This is a genomic window from Actinomycetes bacterium, assembly GCA_024222295.1.
In the GTDB taxonomy this organism is placed as follows: Bacteria; Actinomycetota; Acidimicrobiia; order Acidimicrobiales; family Microtrichaceae; genus JAAEPF01.
This window is the reverse complement of sequence record JAAEPF010000023.1, coordinates 1-18,155: the sequence shown is the minus strand read 5'-3', so window position 1 is coordinate 18,155 and position 18,155 is coordinate 1. Positions and strand designations below refer to the sequence as shown.

At 66.5% G+C, this 18,155-nt stretch carries 17 protein-coding genes, 1 tRNA gene and 2 pseudogenes; 14 read left to right on the top strand and 6 right to left on the bottom strand.

The features are described from left to right. Positions 1 to 498 precede the first annotated feature (498 nt). The 4 genes and pseudogenes from GY812_05910 (at position 499) to GY812_05895 (ending at position 4,200) form a co-directional block, all read left to right on the top strand. Positions 499 to 681: pseudogene (locus GY812_05910) on the top strand (hypothetical protein). Between the two features lie 9 nt (positions 682 to 690). After that, positions 691 to 2,256, top strand: coding sequence for an MFS transporter (locus GY812_05905; protein ID MCP4435024.1), 1,566 nt, complete (start codon positions 691 to 693; stop codon positions 2,254 to 2,256). Then, the gene (gene tmk / locus GY812_05900) at positions 2,253 to 2,873 is read left to right on the top strand and encodes a dTMP kinase (protein ID MCP4435023.1); all 621 of its coding nucleotides are present in this window, start codon (positions 2,253 to 2,255) and stop codon (positions 2,871 to 2,873) included. The genes GY812_05905 and tmk overlap by 4 nt, the downstream gene beginning before the upstream one ends. A 220-nt stretch (positions 2,874 to 3,093) precedes the next feature. Then, entirely contained in the window at positions 3,094 to 4,200 is a 1,107-nt protein-coding gene (locus GY812_05895; GenBank protein ID MCP4435022.1) for a hypothetical protein, read from the top strand. Between the two features lie 10 nt (positions 4,201 to 4,210). Here GY812_05895 and GY812_05890 read toward each other — a convergent pair whose 3' ends face one another. Further along, positions 4,211 to 4,690, bottom strand: a complete 480-nt coding sequence (locus tag GY812_05890) for a nitroreductase family deazaflavin-dependent oxidoreductase (GenBank protein ID MCP4435021.1) — start codon at positions 4,688 to 4,690, stop codon at positions 4,211 to 4,213. A 110-nt stretch (positions 4,691 to 4,800) separates the two neighbouring features. Between GY812_05890 and GY812_05885 the strand changes: the two genes are divergently transcribed. Then, positions 4,801 to 4,873 (top strand) — tRNA-Thr (locus tag GY812_05885). A 373-nt stretch (positions 4,874 to 5,246) separates the two neighbouring features. After that, complete coding sequence (locus GY812_05880; protein ID MCP4435020.1) at positions 5,247 to 6,035, top strand: hypothetical protein; 789 nt, start codon at positions 5,247 to 5,249, stop codon at positions 6,033 to 6,035. Positions 6,036 to 6,304: 269 nt separating this feature from the next. On the opposite strand, the gene GY812_05875 is transcribed toward GY812_05880, so the two are convergent. Next, positions 6,305 to 7,834, bottom strand: coding sequence for an alpha/beta fold hydrolase (locus GY812_05875; protein MCP4435019.1), 1,530 nt, complete (start codon positions 7,832 to 7,834; stop codon positions 6,305 to 6,307). 52 nt (positions 7,835 to 7,886) lie between these two features. Between GY812_05875 and GY812_05870 the strand changes: the two genes are divergently transcribed. The 4 genes and pseudogenes from GY812_05870 to GY812_05855 all read left to right on the top strand — a co-directional run bounded on the left by GY812_05870 (position 7,887) and on the right by GY812_05855 (position 10,682). Beyond that, complete coding sequence (locus GY812_05870; protein ID MCP4435018.1) at positions 7,887 to 8,276, top strand: hypothetical protein; 390 nt, start codon at positions 7,887 to 7,889, stop codon at positions 8,274 to 8,276. A 108-nt stretch (positions 8,277 to 8,384) separates the two neighbouring features. Continuing rightward, positions 8,385 to 8,765 carry an SdpI family protein gene (locus tag GY812_05865; GenBank protein MCP4435017.1) on the top strand — a complete coding sequence of 127 codons (381 nt, stop codon included), beginning with the start codon at positions 8,385 to 8,387 and terminating at the stop codon, positions 8,763 to 8,765. Between the two features lie 228 nt (positions 8,766 to 8,993). Continuing rightward, positions 8,994 to 9,620 carry a peroxiredoxin gene (locus GY812_05860; protein ID MCP4435016.1) on the top strand — a complete coding sequence of 209 codons (627 nt, stop codon included), beginning with the start codon at positions 8,994 to 8,996 and terminating at the stop codon, positions 9,618 to 9,620. A 930-nt stretch (positions 9,621 to 10,550) separates the two neighbouring features. Beyond that, positions 10,551 to 10,682 (top strand): annotated as a pseudogene (locus GY812_05855) (leucine-rich repeat domain-containing protein). Between the two features lie 356 nt (positions 10,683 to 11,038). Here the strand turns inward: GY812_05855 and GY812_05850 are convergent. After that, positions 11,039 to 11,524, bottom strand: a complete 486-nt coding sequence (locus tag GY812_05850) for an FABP family protein (GenBank protein MCP4435015.1) — start codon at positions 11,522 to 11,524, stop codon at positions 11,039 to 11,041. A gap of 92 nt (positions 11,525 to 11,616) precedes the next feature. Here GY812_05850 and GY812_05845 point away from each other — a divergent pair, with 92 nt between their 5' ends. Next, complete coding sequence (locus GY812_05845; GenBank protein ID MCP4435014.1) at positions 11,617 to 11,997, top strand: hypothetical protein; 381 nt, start codon at positions 11,617 to 11,619, stop codon at positions 11,995 to 11,997. Between the two features lie 18 nt (positions 11,998 to 12,015). Next, complete coding sequence (locus GY812_05840; protein ID MCP4435013.1) at positions 12,016 to 13,074, top strand: dihydrodipicolinate reductase; 1,059 nt, start codon at positions 12,016 to 12,018, stop codon at positions 13,072 to 13,074. Between the two features lie 93 nt (positions 13,075 to 13,167). Here GY812_05840 and GY812_05835 read toward each other — a convergent pair whose 3' ends face one another. From GY812_05835 to GY812_05825, 3 genes are all read right to left on the bottom strand, one after another. Next, on the bottom strand, positions 13,168 to 13,842 hold the full coding sequence (locus GY812_05835) for a hypothetical protein (GenBank protein ID MCP4435012.1): 675 nt from the start codon (positions 13,840 to 13,842) through the stop codon (positions 13,168 to 13,170). Positions 13,843 to 14,049: 207 nt separating this feature from the next. Next, positions 14,050 to 15,297 (bottom strand): FAD-dependent oxidoreductase, encoded by a 1,248-nt coding sequence (locus GY812_05830; GenBank protein MCP4435011.1) that lies wholly within the window; start codon positions 15,295 to 15,297, stop codon positions 14,050 to 14,052. Further along, the gene (locus GY812_05825; protein MCP4435010.1) at positions 15,210 to 16,091 is read right to left on the bottom strand and encodes a pirin family protein; all 882 of its coding nucleotides are present in this window, start codon (positions 16,089 to 16,091) and stop codon (positions 15,210 to 15,212) included. The genes GY812_05830 and GY812_05825 overlap by 88 nt, the downstream gene beginning before the upstream one ends. A 105-nt stretch (positions 16,092 to 16,196) precedes the next feature. Here GY812_05825 and GY812_05820 point away from each other — a divergent pair, with 105 nt between their 5' ends. After that, positions 16,197 to 17,306, top strand: a complete 1,110-nt coding sequence (locus tag GY812_05820; GenBank protein MCP4435009.1) for a glycosyltransferase — start codon at positions 16,197 to 16,199, stop codon at positions 17,304 to 17,306. Between the two features lie 13 nt (positions 17,307 to 17,319). Further along, positions 17,320 to 17,823: a hypothetical protein gene (locus GY812_05815; protein MCP4435008.1), complete on the top strand. Its 504-nt coding sequence runs from the start codon at positions 17,320 to 17,322 to the stop codon at positions 17,821 to 17,823. The last annotated feature ends 332 nt before the right edge of the window (positions 17,824 to 18,155 follow it).

Here is an 18,155-nt window from a genome sequence, read left to right as displayed (position 1 = left end):
ATGCCGGATACCCCCCAGTTCCTTGATCGTGCACGTGAGGAGCTCGACAAGCTCTCTGATCAGGCCCGCGACGGCTCCAAGAACGTGGAGGACTTGATGGGTGACGTGTTGGGCAATGTCCAGCAGCTCATCGAGGACCTCCAGAAATGGATGGCCGACGAGGCCGACCGCATCGGCAAGCTCGCCGACGAGCACCGCAAGAAGGCCGAGGACCAGCGCAAGAAGGCCGAGGAGCAGATCCAGTCGGCCCTCGACGGCCTGAAGGACTCCGCCGACAAGGCGACCGCCCAGGCCCGCGACGCCGCGGACAAGGCGTCTTCTCAGGCGAAGGACGCTGCTGACAAGGCCACCTCCCAGGCGAAGGACGCTGCTGACAAGGCGGCATCTCAGGCCCGATCCGCGGCCGACAAGGCGGCATCGCAGGCCCGCGACGCTGCTGACAAGGCCGCTGCACGTGCCCGCAAGGTGACCGCCCAGGCGAAGCCCAAGAAGAAGGCTCCCGCCAAGAAGAAGTCTCCCGCGAAGAAGAAGGCGCCGGCCAAGAAGAAGGCGCCAGCGAAGAAGAAGGCGCCGGCCAAGAAGAAGGCGCCAGCGAAGAAGAAGGCACCGGCGAAGAAGAAGGCGCCAGCGAAGAAGAAGGCGCCGGCCAAGAAGAAGGCCCCCGCGAAGAAGAAGAGCTGATCAGGAGCGATGACCGCCGAGGAGCCGCTGTCGGGCGGCCCCCCGGAGGAAGACGGCTGGATCGGGCGCGTCTTCGGCACCCGGCGGTTCTTCGCGCTGTTCAACGTCCAGGTCATATCGGCCCTCGGTGACTGGGTCGGGTTCTTCGCCATCACTTCGTTGGCGGCGTCGATCTCCTCCCAACCCGAGGGCGCGATAGCCCTGGTCACGCTCGCACGCGTGGCTCCCGGGTTCTTCCTGGCCCCCTTCATCGGCGTGCTGGTCGACCGGTTCGACCGCAAGAAGCTGATGGTCGCCGCCGACCTGGTGCGCGCCGGTGTCTACCTGCTGTTGCCACTGGTACGCACGGTGCCGGGGTTGATACTCGCCAGCTTCGTGCTCGAGGTGTTCACGATGATGTGGTCACCGGCCAAGGAGGCCACGGTCCCCGCGGTGGTCCCGTCGGAGAAGCTGGCTCAGGCCAACTCGCTCGGCCTGGTCGCCGCGTATGCGACGTTGCCGATCGCGGGGCCGATCCAGTTCGCCCTCAAGACCCTCAACGACCGACTGGTGCAGGTGAGCTGGCTCGGCTTCCTAGGGCTCAACCGCGCACTCGGCGACACCCAGACTCTCGCCTTCTACTTCGACGCGCTCACGTTCACTGCCTCGGCGATGATCCTCTCTCGCTTCGTGTTCCGGGGCCTGCCGTCGAACGCTCCCAAGAAGCTGAAGTCCGTGGAGGAAGCGAAGGAGCCGACGGACGCGAAGGAGATGGCCGAGGACGCCCTCGACAAGGAGAAGTCCCATCTTCGCAAGATGTGGGCCGACATCCGCGAGGGCCTCGACTTCATCTTCGTGAATCCGGTGGTGCGTGCCGTCAACATCGGGCTGGCCACGGGTCTCGTCGGCGGCGCGATGCTGATCCCGCTCGGGCCCACCTTCGCCCGGTTCGTGATCGGCGATGCCGACAAGTTCCCGCTCTTCATCACCGCCATGGGAATCGGTGTGGCATCAGGCGTGGTGCTGCTGTCGGCCATTCAGAACAGGCTGCCGAAGGAGACGATCTTCCCGTTCTGCGTGATGGGGTCGGGCCTGTCGCTGTTCTTCGGTGTGTCCATGTCGAGTTTCTGGTTGGCTGCGCTTGGAGTCGCGGGCCTCGGGCTGTTCGCCGGAGCCAGCTATGTGCTGGGCTTCACCCTGTTGCAGCAGCACACCGGAGCCGACCTGCGGGGCCGCATATTCACCACGTTGCTGACGCTGGTTCGACTGTGTGTGATGCTCGCCCTGTTGCTCGGCCCGGTGCTGGCGACCATCTTCAACGGCTTCGCCCGTGCAGCCACCGGCGACCCGGAGCCGGAAGTGCCGACCTGGTCACTCGGTGGTCTCGACCTCGCGATACCGGGGGTTCGGATCACGCTCTGGCTGGCGTCAGCGATCATCTTCGGCGCGGGTGTGCTTGCAGCCCGTTCGATGCAGATGGGTATCCGGTCCAGTCTTCGCGAAGGCTGGGACGACATCACCGGCGAACTGCGATTCGGCAAGTCCGACTCAGATGATTCGCCCGGGTCGACCGAATCGGGAGAGGAAGCCTCGTGAGCGGTAGTGGATCGGAGCGCGGCCGCTTCATCGTGTTCGAGGGCGGCGAGGGTAGTGGCAAGTCGACCCAGGCCGAGTTGCTGGCCACACGGCTGGGCGCGCTGTTCACTCACCAGCCCGGCGGTACCGAACTCGGCCGACAGCTGAGGTCGATCCTGCTCGAAGGCACCGCGGGTGAGGTCGCCGACCGTGCCGAGGCGCTGCTCATGGCTGCTGACCGCGCCCACCACGCGGAGGTCCTCATCCGCCCCACCCTCGAGTCGGGCCGCCACGTGGTGTGCGATCGCTACATCGGTTCCTCGGTTGCCTACCAGGGCCACGGCCGCGGCCTCGACCCCGATGAGGTGGAGCACATATCGCGTTGGGCGGTCTCCGGACTCGTACCCGACCTGGTCGTCCTGCTGTCCGTCGACGACGCGACGGCAGCGGAGCGAACCGGCGCGCCGCGTGACCGCATCGAGGCGGCAGGCGGAGGATTCCACGATCGTGTCAGACAGGGTTTCGATGCCCAGGCAGCAGCGGACCCACAACGTTGGGTGGTCCTCGATGGCTCCGGCTCCGTGGAGGCGGTTTCGGACCGTGTGAACGCAGTGGTGGCCGACCGACTGGGAATGTGATCCCGGGCCGGCAGGCGGCGGGTCGGCAGCGCGGAATCCGAGGGAGTACCGGGATCTGGAACAGATCGCGAGTTCCTGTGTTCGCCACACGCGCGTGGCTGATGGTGGTCCACGCACAGCCGTGCTGGAGCGGTTCGCAGGGGGAGCTGCTGGCGAGCGCTGCGTCCTGAGCCATCGAGGGGCGGTCCGCGGCTCGGGATGCCTCGGTTACTGTCGCCGGATGCAGCCAGGGTCGGATGCCCGCGACAGCGAACGCACGCTCGATGACCTCTGGGCGGATGTCGTCGGCCAGCCGGACCTCGTCTCTGCGCTGCGGGCGGCGGCCGTGTCGCCGGTGCAGGCCTACCTGATCGTCGGCCCCGAGGGATCCGGCAAGCGGGCGGCGGCCACGGCCTTTGCGGCGGAGCTGCTCGTCGGTGCCGCGGGAACCGAGCCGGGTTCGCCCGAGGCGTCCCGGATCGTTCACCTGGCCGATACCGGGGTCCACCCGTGCATGTCCATCGTGGAGCGCGACGGCCCGGCGATCAGCGCGGACCAGGCGCGCGATGTTGTTCGCCGCGCCGCCCTGGCCCCGCCGGAGGGCGACCTCCAGGTGTTCGTGCTCGACGAGTTCCACCTCGTGCGTGATGCTGCACCGATCCTGCTCAAGACGATCGAGGAGCCACCTCCGACGACGATCTTCGTCGTGCTTGCGGAGGACGTTCCCGAGGAGCTGGTGACCATCGCATCTCGCTGTGTCCAACTGCACGCCTCGGCTGTGCCGGCCTCGGCGATCGAGGAACGGTTGGTAGCCGAAGGGGTCACATCCGAGCTCGCGGCAGAGGCATCGAGGTCTGCCGGTGGCAGCCTCCGCCGTGCCCGACTGCTCTCCTGTGATTCCGAGCTCGTCGCTCGTCGCTCGGCCTGGGCTGAGGCTCCGACGCGCCTCGACGGTTCGGGGTCAGCAGCCTGCAACGTGGCGGACGAGCTGCTGGAGGGCATCGACTCCGTGCTCGAGCCTCTCGGAGAGACCCACCAGGCCGAGATGGAGGCCTTCGACGACATGGCCGAACGGTCAGGAGTTGCACGCAAGGGGGACCGCAGCCGCATGGAGGCTCGTCACAAGCGTGAGGCCCGCCGGCTGCGCACTGACGAACTGCGAGCCGGACTCGCCACCCTCGTGGGCCACTACCGCGATGCCGTTGGTGATGCAGACGCGGTTGCTGCGGAACGTTTCACTGACGCCGCGGGGGCCGTGCAGTCGCTGACCGACTCGCTCCAGGTCAACCCGAACGAGTCGCTCGCATTGAGAGCGCTGTTGTTGCGTCTCCCGCCCGACGCTGCCTGATCCGGGCTGGTCAGGACGTGGTCGCCAGGCGGAAGACCCGCAGATCGCGTCCGGACCGTTCCACGTAGCGGTCATAGGGAGGCCACGCCTTTGTGAGCTCCGGCCACACCTCCGCCTTCTGCTCGTGGGTGAGCAGATGCGCCTTCACCTTGCGGTCGCGTGCGCGCATGGTCACCATTGCGTCCGGGTTGGCGATCAGGTTGTAGGACCAGGCTGGATGGTGTTCGCCACCGAAGTTCGAGGCGACCACGTAGATGTCGCCGCGCAGCAACACTGCAGCGAGTGGGCTGCGCCGCTGCTGGCCTGACTTGGCCCCGGTGGAGGTCAGCACGATCGAAGGTACGACCCACTGGGACAGCATGATGCGGCCCTTGGTCGCTTTCGATACGAACCGGTCGATCGGGGGCACCACCTTGGGTGCGACCCTGGCGAAGCGATCCGACGAGGCCACCTTCTGCACGGCTCGCTTCACTGGCTTGGGGGCTTGCATGACCCCCAACGGTACGAATCAACGTCGGTCGGAGCCAAAGCGACCGCAAGTGATCGCCTTCGTGGATGCAGGGCGGCCGGTTGTATGCTCGGCAGTCGCCCACATGGCACGCCCGAGTAGCTCAGTCGGCAGAGCGGCTCACTCGTAATGAGCAGGTCAGGAGTTCGATTCTCCTCTCGGGCTCGAATCAGCAGACCACGCCAACGGAATCAGTTGGCCGATTTCGCACAGGGGGAGCCGCAGGTCGAGGCGGCACTGCCCTGAGGGCGGGGCCGCCCGGAGGCGGAACCGTGAAGAGTCTGATTGTCCAAGTCGCGCAGCTCGGGTGCCGCACGGTCGTTCGCTGTGGGAGGGGCGACGTTTCGCGGCTTGCCCCGCCCACCTGCACCGTTTTCACAGCCTGCTCGTGCAAGGAGCTCTGGATCTCAGAGTCGAGGGGTGCGACGAAGCCAGGTGAAGGCGAGCCAGCCTGGCCAGAAACTTGAGGGCGATGTAAATCGTTACGTCATGGTAAACATATTGACCGCACAATGTGTCCCCATGGAGGAAGTGGCTGATGCGGTTCGAGACCGTCGACATCGTGAAATCCGACCCGGTGCCCACTCCACGACGGGCGTCCTTCGCGGCTGTACCGCTGATGCTTCCGCCGGCCCCCCTCGACGCCGGTTTGGCAAGCGGCTGCGTGGAGGATCTGGTCGAGGGCCCCCGTGTGGTGGGTGGCCGCCGAATCAGCCGGTCCGTCGATATCCTGCTCGGCGACGCATCGTCCGGCAGCGCCGAGCCCGCCACAGCTGCTGCCGCAGCACGTGCGGACCTGCACGTGAGGGAACGTTGGTCTGTCGGCGCCGGGCGCAACTTCCTGTTCGCACTCGACGAAGGCCGGGTCGAGATCGACTACCTGGTACCGGCCGGCCGCTGCAAGGGATACGTCACTGCGTTCGACACGGGCCGGTCCGTCGACACAGTCCGGGTCGACCGGTCGATGCACCTCGTCGAGCACGCTCTCGAGTGCAACTACTGCGGCACCGAGACATGCAACCGCTGCGAGCAACCTGCCGAGGCGTGCGTGGTTTGCGGAATCCGTCGCTGTGGCCGATGCAGCCGCGTCGCACACCCGCTTCCGATCTGCGGTGCCTGCGGATTCCTGCAGCCCGTCAGGCGCCGCATCCGCAGACGGGTCCCACTGCTGGTCGGAGAGGACGAGATCCACCGGGTCGAGGTAGCGATACCCGCCGGCGGCCGGCCGATGGTCGAGTTGACCAGGGCCGGGGGTGCCGTCACCTTCCCGGTCTCCGAAACCGGCGAGCGCTATATCCGCACGACGATGGACCTGCTCGGTCTCTAGCGGGCGCCGGCCGAAGCACCAGGATTCCGCCGTGGCCATCGGGCGCGAAACCCGGGGACATCCGCTAGCGCAGGCGACCCTTCCACCTGGTCAAGGACCTCGCAGACCGACTCGGCACAGCGCAAAAAGGCCTGGGGCCGTATCGGTTCATCCGGGGTCATTCGTCCCTTGGTGCTTGGCGGGGTTCGCACACCGTTCAGTGTCGGATACCTCGCAATGAGCAGGTCAGGAGTTCGATTCTCCTCTCGGGCTCCACCCAAGAGAAACCGTCATGCCGGAGCGGTCGAATGGTCTGACAACTCGGCTCCCGAGTACTCGGTGATTGCGTCCTGGGTCAGCGACGGTGTGGCGTCCTCTCCGAGGAGCTGAGCCAGGAAGAAGGCCGTCGTTGCATGGCGGACCGCGGCCTGCACGACCTCGGGGTCGGAAGCCTCCGGTGTGCATCCGTCCTCCGCCCGCGCCACCTGCGCCGATCCGATCAGGTCCTCCAACTCGCCGAGCCCTCCGAACTCGATTATCCGAGCACACGAGTCCGTGAAGCTGTTGTGCCCAGCACCGGCAACGCCAACGAGGACCTTGGGGCTCGGCTGCACTGCGTACTGGCTCCGGCTGCGCTCGGCCGTCACGACCTGGTCATCGTCGCCCAGGATCACCAGCGAAGGCTTGTCGGGCACGAGGCGTGACACTACGACTGTTCCGGGTTGAACCGCTGCCTGATCGCTGTCCGGTGGGAAGAAGAACAGCGTCGCAGTCCCACCGCCGGCTTCGACCTCTGCGCCCTTTTCTCGATCGACGTCCACCGTCTGCGGGTCCGTCCCGTCGACAGACACCGTTAGCACTTCGCCAGACACCTCAAGAACCTCGACGGTGACCTCGTCTGGGGCATCCGGACTCAGGGCGATCCCGCGCACACCGATCTCGTCACCCTCGATCGGGGCAGGCGTACCAGCCGAGATCGTAGAGAACGCCAGCACCCGGTCGCCCAGTTCGGCGTAGCGAGTGGATGTCCCGCCTCCCGCTGAGTGGCCGGTGATCCCGATCACAGAAGTGTCCACGACACCAGAGAGCGGTGAATCGGCCGACGCGTCACCTTCGGCAACCAACGCGATTGCTGCGTCGAGGTCGTCGATCTCGCGCTGCGGATCGCTCGTCGCGTCACCCAGGGCCTGTTGGACCAGACCACGCTCGATGTGATCCACCGACACCACGACGAATCCATGACTCGCCAGATGGGATGTCAGGTAGGTCGCCACCTGCCGGTATCCACCGAAGCCATGGCTGTAGATGATTATCGGATGGTCGCCTTCGACTCCGGGAACATCGCGGTAGGCGCCCGTGTCGATGTCGCCCGAGAGCCCATCGGGCACGAATGACGAGAAGCTGTCGGGCAACGTCATCAACACGTTGAAGACTTCGGTGTCCATCCCCTCGGTGACCGAAGGGTCCGCCGGATACCAGACCTCTACCGATCGATCCTCCAACTCCAGCGTCGTAACTCCTGCCGCGTAATCACCGGGTTGCGAGTAGTCGACCGCTTCGGCAACCGGGTCGGAACTGGGTTCTGCCGATTGAGTGTCATCCGAGTTGGAGCACGATCCGGCGAACAACACGAGCGCGGTGACAACGACGAGACGCAACTGCATCTCGGCATCGTAGGGCGGGTGGTCGGGCTGGACTTCCACCACCCCATGGAGAACCGACGAGCTCGTCGGTGCTCCGGGTGCGGGCGGTAGTTCCTCGAGGTCGGGCCCGTAGTGGTGGACGTTGGAGTAGTACGGCTCGCCCGTGTTCTCGGGCAATCTCGATGAATCCGGCCCGCGCTCATGAGAGCTCTTGTGCAAGAGTCCGGCCGTGGCCTCAGATCAGCGTCTGGATCGGGTTCTCGGCGGTTCGGGCCTCGTGCTGGTTGTGGCCGGGTTGGTGGCGGTTTCGAATCTTCAGGGCGATTCCGTGAACACGGTTGTCGGGCTGTCGATGGTTGCCTGGGTTGGGTTGATCACCTGGCGTCACTCGGCTGTGCACCGCGGCGGGCCTGGGCGCGGACTGCTTGTCGCGAGCTGGATCGTCTTGGGGGTGCTGTTGCTGTGGACCCTCGTGCAAGCTGCCGGTACGACTGCATTCGACGACGGGGTATTGAGGGGAATCGGATCGTTGGCCAGTTCCCCACCGGCGGTCATCGTCGTGGTGCCGTTGGTGCTCGCTTCTCTCGCACTTCTCTTGGACCGAAGGAGCACCACCTGATGTGCTTCGCTGGGCAGATGCACGTCCCCAGTCGAGGACAGCTGACAACCCGGCGACATGCGCGCGGCGCGGGTCGGCCGGTCCTGATCGTGGCGCTAGCTTCGGACGATGTTCGATGGCGCTGGCGCGAGCGACCCCATGGCCCTTGGCACAGCGGTGCTTCTCGGCCTTTCGCTGATCGCAGCAGGAGTGATCCTGCTTGTCGTTGCTCTTCGGTCGCGCAACGGCAGGCTTCCACGGAACTGGGTCGTCGGCATTCGCACGAAGGCCACGCTTGCGGACAATGTCCTCTGGGTGCGGGCGCAGCAGGCTGCTGCAGGCTCGTTGCTGGCGGGATCGGTCGGCACGATGCTCGCGGGGGCGGTAGTGCTGCTGCGGCCGTCCAATGGAATGGGGGTTGGGGTCACGGCATGCGGGGTGGCCTGGCTCCTGTTCTTCGTCATCCGCGGCACCGTTCTCGCCAACCGGGCGGCTACCGACTCCGCCTGAGCCAGCCACGACGACGAGACGCCGCCGGCCAGTCCGCGCTTCGTGCCGACAGTCCTCGTACGAATGACGCGAGCCCTGCAGACCGCCCCGACTGCTGGTGCCCGACCGCGCGGTCTGCCAGCCCGGCTGGCTACGGGCCAAGCCAGGTCGGAACAGGATCGTGTCGCTTCGGGTTGTCCTGTCCTGTGGGTCGCCGATGGCTCACAGGAAGCACCAAGGAGCTCACAGATGGCGATCCAACTGGGCGAGACGGCCCCCGACTTCACCGCAGCCACCACCGATGGCGACATTTCGTTCCATGAATGGAAAGGGGACGCCTGGGCCGTGTTGTTCAGCCACCCCGCTGATTTCACGCCCGTGTGCACGACCGAGCTCGGCCGCACCGCTGCCCTGACGGGAGAGTTCTCCAAGCGCAACACGAAGCCGATTGCGCTGTCGGTTGATTCGGTGCAGGACCACGAAGCTTGGGCCCCCGATATCGGCGAAGTAACAGGTACGGCACTGAACTTCCCCATCGTCGCTGACCCCGACCGCACGGTTGCCGAGCTGTACGGGATGATCCATCCAGGCGAAGGCGACACGTCCACGGTCCGATCGGTATTCATCGTCGACCCCTCCGACAAGGTGCGCCTGACGTTGACCTATCCGAAGTCGGTCGGCCGGAACTTCGACGAGATCCTGCGGGTCATCGACGCGCTTCAGGCGACGGACCGGAATCCTGTGTCCACCCCCGCCGACTGGCAGCCCGGTGACCGCGTCGTGGTGGCTCCGACGATGTCCACCGAGGACGCAAGGCAGCAGTTCGCCAACGTCGAGGAGTTCCGGCCGTACCTGCGCTACGCCGACGCTCCCTGACCAGCCGGTGCGGCGCTTCGCTGGTTGAGGCTCGAGGGCACAGGTGCCCACCTGGTGGTGGCCGTTCGTCCGGTCCCCGTCTTGCAGGGTCGAGCGCGTGAAGCGGTTCCTGGTCCTGACGGTCCTTTGCACGCTTCTGTCGGTTGCCTTGTCGATCGCAGCGACCCTGTGGATGAGGCTTCGGAGATGGGCGGTCGCGCCCGATGCTCAGTCGGGTCTGGCGGCCGGGAGTCGCCATGGACCCTGCCCAGGATCGGTTGTGCACCTCGACAAGCAGCGGTGGCCGCTCGGGCCATGACACCTGTTTGAGGGCATTCACGAACTCACATGAGGTGCTGGCTGGTTCACGAAGTGAACCGAGAGGCGAGGAAGTCACCGGCGGAGGCGAGCCGGCAGCTCGGAGGGGAACTCGTGATCACGAACAGGTCCGTCACCTTTGGTGCGGCAGTCCTTGTGGCGACGGTCCTGCTGGCCGCAAGCTGTTCATCCAGGACGCCGGCTCCACGCACGGCGTCAACTGATGACATCTCAGTGGCCTTCACGTCGTGGGGAGGCGGGGGTGGGTGCGTGCCACCGACGGAGGCGATCGTCACCCGCAACCTCACCTACTCGCTACATCAGGATCCGAACACGTTCACGATTGCGCTGCACCTCGCCGAGCGGCTCTGCCACCCGATCGAAGCGGCCGCAGTCGTGTATGTGATGCCTGGGGATGGATTGGCCTGGCCTCAGACCCTCGCAGGGTCGACACAACTGACCCTGCAGGAGCCGGGTTCGACGGTCGTGCACTTCACCAAGGGTTGTGATCCGGTCCAGTTCGAGGTTGTGACCGGTGAAGTGCCGCCGATCATCCAGCCCACAAACGCTCCGGCGTTGCTGTTCCCGGGCAACACCGACACGGCCCTGCAGTGGTGGGGTGGCAACGACTGCCCGCCGAGCTCGACGACCACGAGCTCGACGTCTACCTCGAGCACGTCGACAACTTCGACTTCCACCACGTCGAGCACCTCCACCACGTCTACATCGACATCCACAACCTCCACGTCGACCACGACGACAACAATTCCTGGCCCCACCGTTCCGCTGCACAATGACACGGCCGGACCACAGGGCGGCGACTGCCCAACGGGTGGTCAGTTCTGGCACTTCGTGTTGGTGCCCAACAACAACAAGACGTCGTTCACCTCGGTCACGCTGGTACTCGCCGGCGACACCTTCACCTTCACGGGCGACGACCTCATCGCCAACAGCGGTCAGACGGACAACATCTTCATCGAGGTGCCCGACGGGTACTCGCTCACCGACCTCGAAGCCGAAGGCTCCTACGCTACCTACTCGGGGCGCACGCCGATCGGTTTCAACCTCAGTGGCGTCTGCGCCTGAGCTGACCACGTCCTACCCGGCCAAACACGCGGGGCTCAGACCACTCGTCTGAGTTCCCCGGTCAGGTGATGCGTTAGGGGCACGCCCACCGCTGCCATGGCAAGCCGGTAGCGAAGGACATCGCCATCGAGCTCGAAGCGCCTGTGCAGTTGGGAGACCGACTTGGCGGTGGACGTGAGCGATACCGACGTGGTGTGCAGGTCGATCACTATCGTTGGTCCTGTCACGATCGAACCCTCGAGCACCTCGGCGACGCCGGTCGGGTGGGAGAGCACGACCTCGAGGTGCCCAGGCACGACTGGTCGCCAGTAGCCGGTCTCGGCGTGCAGGGGTCGGCCGTCGTCGGTGGCGCGGGTGCGCTGGTCGTAGGCCAGGAAGGGCTTGCCCACGTGGGCAAACTTCACTTCCTCCACGTAATCGAACGACTCGACGGTGGGGTACTCACCCTCGCCTCCACCCCTCCAGGTGCCCAGGAGGCCGGCGAGCTGCTCACAGTCCGGATGGAGCTCTGGCGTGGCCATGTCGATTGTCTAGCACCGCGGGGATCGTCGATCGCGTGGGGGTCTGGGACCTGTCCGAACCGGGTCGCCTGACCGCCGTAAGGTCGGACGCAATGACGAAGACCGCCGATCTGGCAGTACCCGCCTCGCCCAACGACAAGGACGTAGTGGTGCCAGGGACCCGGGCCGACTGGCGTCGCTGGCTGGAGTCGAACACCCACCGGGACGAGGGCCTGATGCACGACAGGGGTCGGGCGGCGATCGACGCGGCCAGGTCCGATGGCTCGTGGTCGCAGCATGACGACATCGAGGCGCTCCTGGTACCAACCGACCTGCAAGATGCCCTGGAGGCGGCTCCCGGAGCCCAGCAAGCCTTTGATGCGTTGAGCAAGTCGTACAAGAAGCAGTACCTGTACCGGATTCAGAGCGCCAAGCGGCCCACCACACGTGCCGGCCGGATCGAGGAGACCGTCCGGGGCCTCACACCCCCGTGAGCGACCTACGCTCGGCGGATGTCGATCAAGGTGATCCAGTGGGCCACGGGCGGTGTCGGAACAGCGGCGATCCAGGGGGTGCTGGCACATCCGCAGCTCGAGCTGGTCGGTTGCTGGGTCCATTCTCCGGACAAGGTCGGCGTCGATGTCGGTGAGCTGATCGGTGTTCCGGCAGTGGGCGTGCAAGCCACCAACGACGTCGCAGAGTTGCTGGAGCTCGGCGCTGACTGCGTGATCTACTCGCCGGTGATGGCCGACCCGGAGGTGGTGGCCACGATTCTCGCGTCCGGCGCCAATGTCGTGACCCCGCTCGGGTGGTTCTTTGCCAAAGGACGCGACGAAGCCGACATCGAAGCCGCGTGTCGGGAGGGGAACTCGACCGTGCACGGCACGGGCATCCATCCCGGCGGCGTCACCGAACGCATTCCGCTGGTCGTGTCGGCTCTGTCGCAGTCGATCACCCATGTGCGCGCCGAGGAGTGGAGTGACATCCGGTCCTATGACGCACCGGATGTGGTTGGCCCCATCATGTTGTTCGGCGCCACACCCGCGGAGGCGCGGGCCAGCATCATGCCGGCGGTGCTGGGTGACGGGTTTGGCCAGTCGATCGCGATGATCGTGGCGGAACTCGGCTTCCGCGCGGATCCGGAACTGCGGGTCAGTCACGACGTGTCGCTGGCCACCGCGCCGATCGATTCACCGATCGGGCCCATCGAACCGGGCCGGGTGGCCGCCCAGCGTTTCACCTGGGAGGCGACCGTCGACGGCCAACCGGTCGTAACGGTGCGGACCAACTGGTTCATGGGCGAGGAGAACCTGGAGCCCGCCTGGTCCTTCGGGCCGGAGGGTGAGCGTTTCGAGGTCGAGGTCACCGGCGATCCATCCACAACGATGACGCTCCACGGGTGGCACCCCGAGTCGATTGCGGCCGGACTGGTCCGCAACCCCGGCATCGTCGCCACCGCCACGCACTGCGTGAGCGCGGTTCCCGCCGTGGTGGCAGCCCAACCCGGAATAGCGAGCTACCTAGACCTGCCTCCCTATGCAGGGCGGGCGGCCGGCCATCTCTCGGATTGAGCCTGACTGGCGAGGCCGCTTGGTCAACCTGGGTCCACCAGGCACTGAAGATCACTCTCGAGGCGGTCGCACCTGTTGTGCCGCGGCCGAGGCTCAGATGGGCAGAAGGGCGTTGCCGAAGGGGTCGACCCGCTCGTCGGGCGCCTCCGAATGGCGGCCTCGGCGCGAAACCGGGCCCCACCTGGGCGAGTCCGAGAGTGGGATCTTCCAGTGAATCCGGTCACCGATCTTCAGGTAGCTGTAGCTCTGGATCGTGTTGAACCCCACTCCGGCGTGCCAGAAGACCGACGGTGCGTTGTCGCAATCGAGGTGGGTGTAGCCGACCTTCACTCCACGCAGCTGTAGCTCGTTGATGCAGTGGTAGGCCATGAAGTTGCTGATGTCTCCGCGGCGGTGCTCGGGTTCGATGTAGAGATCGAATCCGTATGCCTCGTCGTTGGCGAGCCGCACGTTCATGACTCCGTTGACCGGGCCGTGTGGGACGCGCAACGCCATCCACACCCGCCCGACCACGTCGCCTTCATGCAGGATCGCCATGGCGTACCAGTCGCCAGCATCGAGCATTGGCCCGGCGATTCGCTGCAGCCATGGTGGTGCGAGCTTCGCGAGGAGCGGATCCTTGCTCGACTCGACGAGCTGCATGTCATAGGTGTCGCTGAGCGCCTGGAGGTGGGCGGAGCCGGCCAGCTCCAGATATGGCATGTAGGCAGACTTGATCGAGGGCTTGAGCCGCAGCGTCCTTGCCTTGACTCGTTCATACAGATTCACGGCCGGCGACAATAGCGACGTTCGGTGGAATGACGCTCATTCGGGCGTCGCAGGCGACGTCGGCTCAGCCCACGGAACTGTTGCATTCGGGCGGCAGTGGTCTCCGGCGCGGCAGTGGTGTCGGGTGCGGCCGTGGTGTCCTGCGCAACAGTGTCGCTGGTCGCCTCGCGTGGCCTTGCGCGTCGAGGCTGGGACCGAGGCCTCGCCTCACGACCGCCGGAGTGTTCCGTACAGGTAGGCGCGGACGAACAACCTCAACAGCACCTCCCGGGCCATCCAGCGGGGTATCCGGATCCGCCGGCCATCAGGCTGGAGAATGACGAGGCCGTCCTCCTGCACTCCCAGCACCGATCCCCACCGGTACTCCGGTGCCCGGAAGGTCCGCAGGCCGCGTTGTCGGCCCGCGATGAGCCGGCGGATGTTCGCTACCACCACCCGATAGCCGAAGTTCCTGGCCGAGCTGCGGTTCGGGTCGGAGGCGGCGATGTCTCCCACGGCGAACACGTTGGGATGGCCGGGAACCCGCAGGTGGGCGTCGACGGAAACGAATCCGTCGGAGTCGAGCACCTCCGCGGGCAGGAACTCGCTGTGGGGTCGAACACCTCCCACCGCCCAGATCGTGGCGTCCGCTTCGAACGCTGCCTGGCCGGTCGACCATGCGACGGGATCCGAGGTGATTCGGTCCGGTGCGATGCCGTCTGTAATCCGGGCGCGGTGGTTCGTGTGGATGCTCACGCCGTCGCGGCGCAGCCGTCCGGCGATCCACTCGCGCGCCCGGGGGTGATACCCCGGCAGGGGCAGGTCACCCGAGTGGAACAGGTGCACCTCGGCCGGGCCTGAACGGGCAAGGTTGTCGGCAACGCTCACCCCGCTCGGCCCGCCGCCGACCACTGCGATGGTGGATGCGGATGAGACCCGGTCGGCCACCCGGTCGTGTTCCGCCTTGACCTCGGCGACGTTCTCGATGCGGTCGTGGCGCCAGAATCCGTTGGAGGCGCCTGTGGCGATGACGAGCCAGTCGTAGGGCTCGGAGGTTGTCTCTCCGGAGGCAGTCTGGATCCGTACATCCTGGAGCTCGAGGTCGACCGAGGCGATCCTGCCGTGCACGAGCCGTACGGAGTCGAGTCCCCTGAACCTGGAGTAGGGAACCAGGTAGTTGGCCCGCCAGCTGCTGGGGTCAGCCAGCCGCGTGCCCAACTCCTGGCCACTGACGAGGGCCGGCCTCGTCGAGACCCCTACCACATCGCAGTGACGCGCCAACCGGACGGCGATGGGGACACCGGTGTCACCCATTCCCGCGACGACCACCCGGGGCCTGGGCGATGTGGGGCCCGAGCGGAGCACGGCCTGGAGGGTCTCGATCGGTTTCAGCCCGTCTCCCAGGGAGGAGGGCCCACGTCGATCGAGGGCAGGACGGAGTCGGTAACGACGAAGCGAGCGCTTCGTGCCGTCCATTCCGCGTGGGCCTCCGAGATCTGCGCGCGGGTTCGGGCCACATAGTTCCACCACATGAGCACCTCTTCGTCGAAGGGCTCGCCACCCAAGAGAAGGACCCGTGCGTCGCTCGTGCTCGAGAGCTCCACCCCGGACCGACCCGGTGGCAGGAAGGCCAGGTGCGGAGACTCGACCATGGTTCCCGAAACGCGGACCGACCCGCGCAGCGGCACGACGACGTGCTCGTGTGCGTGGTGCAAAGGCACCGAGGCGCTTCCCCTCAGCTTGATGTCCGCCCCGAGATGGTCCGTGTCGCGCCGGGCGGGTGACGCGAGTTCGGCCAGTTCGCCGACCAGCACGGTCACCTCGGATTCGCCGATCTCGGTTCGAGGCAGGTCCCCATGGTGTTCGAACGCCGAGCTCCCGTCGCGCGTCGCCGAGGGCTGGGCGACCCAGAGCTGGGCGAGTTCGACGGGGCTGTCGCCCACTCGCTCCTCTGCGTGCACGATGCCTTGCCCGGCCGTCATCAGGTTGAGCTCGCCGGGCCTGATGAGCTGTTCGCTGCCGAGACTGTCGCGGTGCAGCATCTCACCGGAAAGCATCCACGTGACCGTCTGCAGCCCGATGTGGGGATGGGGTCCGATGCCTTCCCCACCGTCGTCCGGCTCGCCGGGGCCGAGATAGTCGAGGAAGCACCATGCGCCGACCGTTCTGCGCGGCCGCTGTGGGAGAGCCCTGTACACGGTGGCCTCGCCGACCCGGGATCGTCTGGCCGACCAGACCTCGGGTGCGGGAGCACTGTCCTTTTCGGTCACGGTCCAGAAGCTAGGTCTCTTCGCTGGGAAATTGTCTGCACCGTTTGGCAGCCAGCTCTGGCCGAAGCTCGTGTCAGGCCTGCCCTGACGTGCAAGCATGCTCCGGTGCTCAACATCGTATGGATGCTGGCCGGCTGGCTGCTCGGATGGTGGCTGTTCGGAAGGCCGACCACGCTCCACGTGACACGGCCGTTGCAGGGCCAGCCGGCACGCCGCAGGTTCTCGGTGATAGTCCCCGCCCGCAACGAGGAGCAGTCACTTCCGAATCTGCTGGCCGCCCTGGAGGTTGCGAGGCCTGCTGGGGCCGAGGTCATCGTCGTGGATGATGGTTCCACCGATGACACGCTCGCCGTGGCTCGGTCCTTCGACGGCGTGCGAGTGCTCTCCGCAGGCCCCGCGCCCGAGGGCTGGGTCGGCAAGCCGTGGGCGTGCCACGTCGGAGCGCAGGCTTCGAGTTCTGAGACGTTTCTGTTCGTCGACGCAGACGTACGCGTCGAGCCCGGCGCCCTCGAGGCCGTTGTCGGCGAACTGGATGAGCGCGGCGGTCTCGTCTCGGTCGAGCCTTTCCATTTCGTGGAACGAACCTACGAGCGGGTCTCTGCCCTGCTGGGCACCGTCTCGTTCATGGGGATCGGCGCCGGCGCAACTGGTGAGAGGGCCACGAACGGGGCATTCGGCCCGGTGATGGCGACCAGCCGTGCCGACTACGAGGCGACCGGGGGACACGAGGCGGTCCGCGGGGAGATCGTCGAGGACATGGCCCTCGCAAGGGCCTACGAGTCGCAGGGGCTGCCGGTGAAGGTGCTGGTGGGGGACAGGAACCTGGGGTTCCGGATGTACCCGGACGGGCCGCGGTCGCTCGTGGAGGGCTGGACGAAGAACCTTGCAACCGGAGCCAGCCACACGCCGGGGTTCAGACTGGCGGGAGCGGTGGTCTGGCTGACCGCAATGGGCAGCGTGGTCGCCACGTTCGTCCGGGTCGCGGGGCAGCCGGCACCCACCCTCGCCGTTCTTGCCCTCTATGGCGCCTTCGCGGTCCAGCTTCGCCACATGTTCTCGCACCTCGGCAATTTCGGGCCTCTGGCCTATCTCCTGTTCCCGTTGCAGCTCTTGGCGTTCTTCGCGATCTTCTTCCGGAGCCTCTGGTTCACGCTGGTCCGCCGGCGGGTGCGCTGGCGTGGGCGCGAGGTCCCGCTTCCGACCGGCAAGCGTTGACGGGCAGGCCCTCGTGATCGAGCTGGACGGGCTGCCGCCTGCTGTCGTAGTTCTCCTTGCGGCAGGCGCATGGCTGATCATCGGGCTGGCGACCGGGTGGGTGGGCAACCGCATCCCGACCCGCAGGCTGGACCACGACACCTGGGTGACCCGCTCGCGCCGGTTCGAGCGCGAGGGCCGGTTGTACGAGCGGGTGTTTCGGGTCCGGCGATGGAAGGACCTTCTTCCCGAGGCCGGGGGATTCTTCCGTGGCGGGATATCCAAGGCCCGCATTCCCGACCGCTCGGATCAGACCCTGGAACGCTTCGTCATCGAGACCCGCCGAGCTGAATACGTGCACTGGTCGAATGCGTTCGCCGGTCCGTTGTTCTTCGTGTTCCGGCCTTGCCTGTTCGGCATCCTCATGACGGCCTTCGGGCTGTTGTGCCATCTGCCTTTCGTGGTCGTACAGCGCTACAACCGCCTCCGGCTGGAGCGGCTCCTGTCCAGGAGGCGGAATGTCCCTCCGTCCGGCTGACGAGTCGGCGGGTGGTGCCGGCGCGCGGCGGCCCGACACCGACCCAGGAGATGGATTCTGGAGATCGGCGCCGGGCCGCCGTCAGAGGCTTCGGAGCGGGGACGCTGCGCGGATGCGCGAGGTGCGAAGAACGTGATCCGCGGCACGCGCAGGCAATCACGGTGAGCGGGTCTGCCGGGTGCTGGTGGCGTGAGCGGCCTCTCGGGGCATTCGGCGTTTCCGGACCCCTGTGTGCCAGAGCGCGCAAGAGGGGTGGAGCCGAAGCTCCACCCCTCTTGGGTTGGTTGGGGGGAATCTTGGGGGTGGGTCAGTAGTCGTCGGAGGGGGCGACG

What these genes read in the sequence shown, in the direction of transcription:
- GY812_05905 (MCP4435024.1), top strand. Translation starts at nt 691, where the DNA reads ATGACCGCCGAGGAGCCGCTGTCGGGCGGCCCCCCGGAGGAAGACGGC.
- GY812_05895 (MCP4435022.1), top strand. Translation starts at nt 3,094, where the DNA reads ATGCAGCCAGGGTCGGATGCCCGCGACAGCGAACGCACGCTCGATGAC.
- GY812_05890 (MCP4435021.1), bottom strand. Translation starts at nt 4,690, where the DNA reads ATGCAAGCCCCCAAGCCAGTGAAGCGAGCCGTGCAGAAGGTGGCCTCG.
- GY812_05880 (MCP4435020.1), top strand. Translation starts at nt 5,247, where the DNA reads ATGCGGTTCGAGACCGTCGACATCGTGAAATCCGACCCGGTGCCCACT.
- GY812_05865 (MCP4435017.1), top strand. Translation starts at nt 8,385, where the DNA reads ATGTTCGATGGCGCTGGCGCGAGCGACCCCATGGCCCTTGGCACAGCG.
- GY812_05860 (MCP4435016.1), top strand. Translation starts at nt 8,994, where the DNA reads ATGGCGATCCAACTGGGCGAGACGGCCCCCGACTTCACCGCAGCCACC.
- GY812_05850 (MCP4435015.1), bottom strand. Translation starts at nt 11,524, where the DNA reads ATGGCCACGCCAGAGCTCCATCCGGACTGTGAGCAGCTCGCCGGCCTC.
- GY812_05845 (MCP4435014.1), top strand. Translation starts at nt 11,617, where the DNA reads ATGACGAAGACCGCCGATCTGGCAGTACCCGCCTCGCCCAACGACAAG.
- GY812_05840 (MCP4435013.1), top strand. Translation starts at nt 12,016, where the DNA reads ATGTCGATCAAGGTGATCCAGTGGGCCACGGGCGGTGTCGGAACAGCG.
- GY812_05830 (MCP4435011.1), bottom strand. Translation starts at nt 15,297, where the DNA reads ATGGACGGCACGAAGCGCTCGCTTCGTCGTTACCGACTCCGTCCTGCC.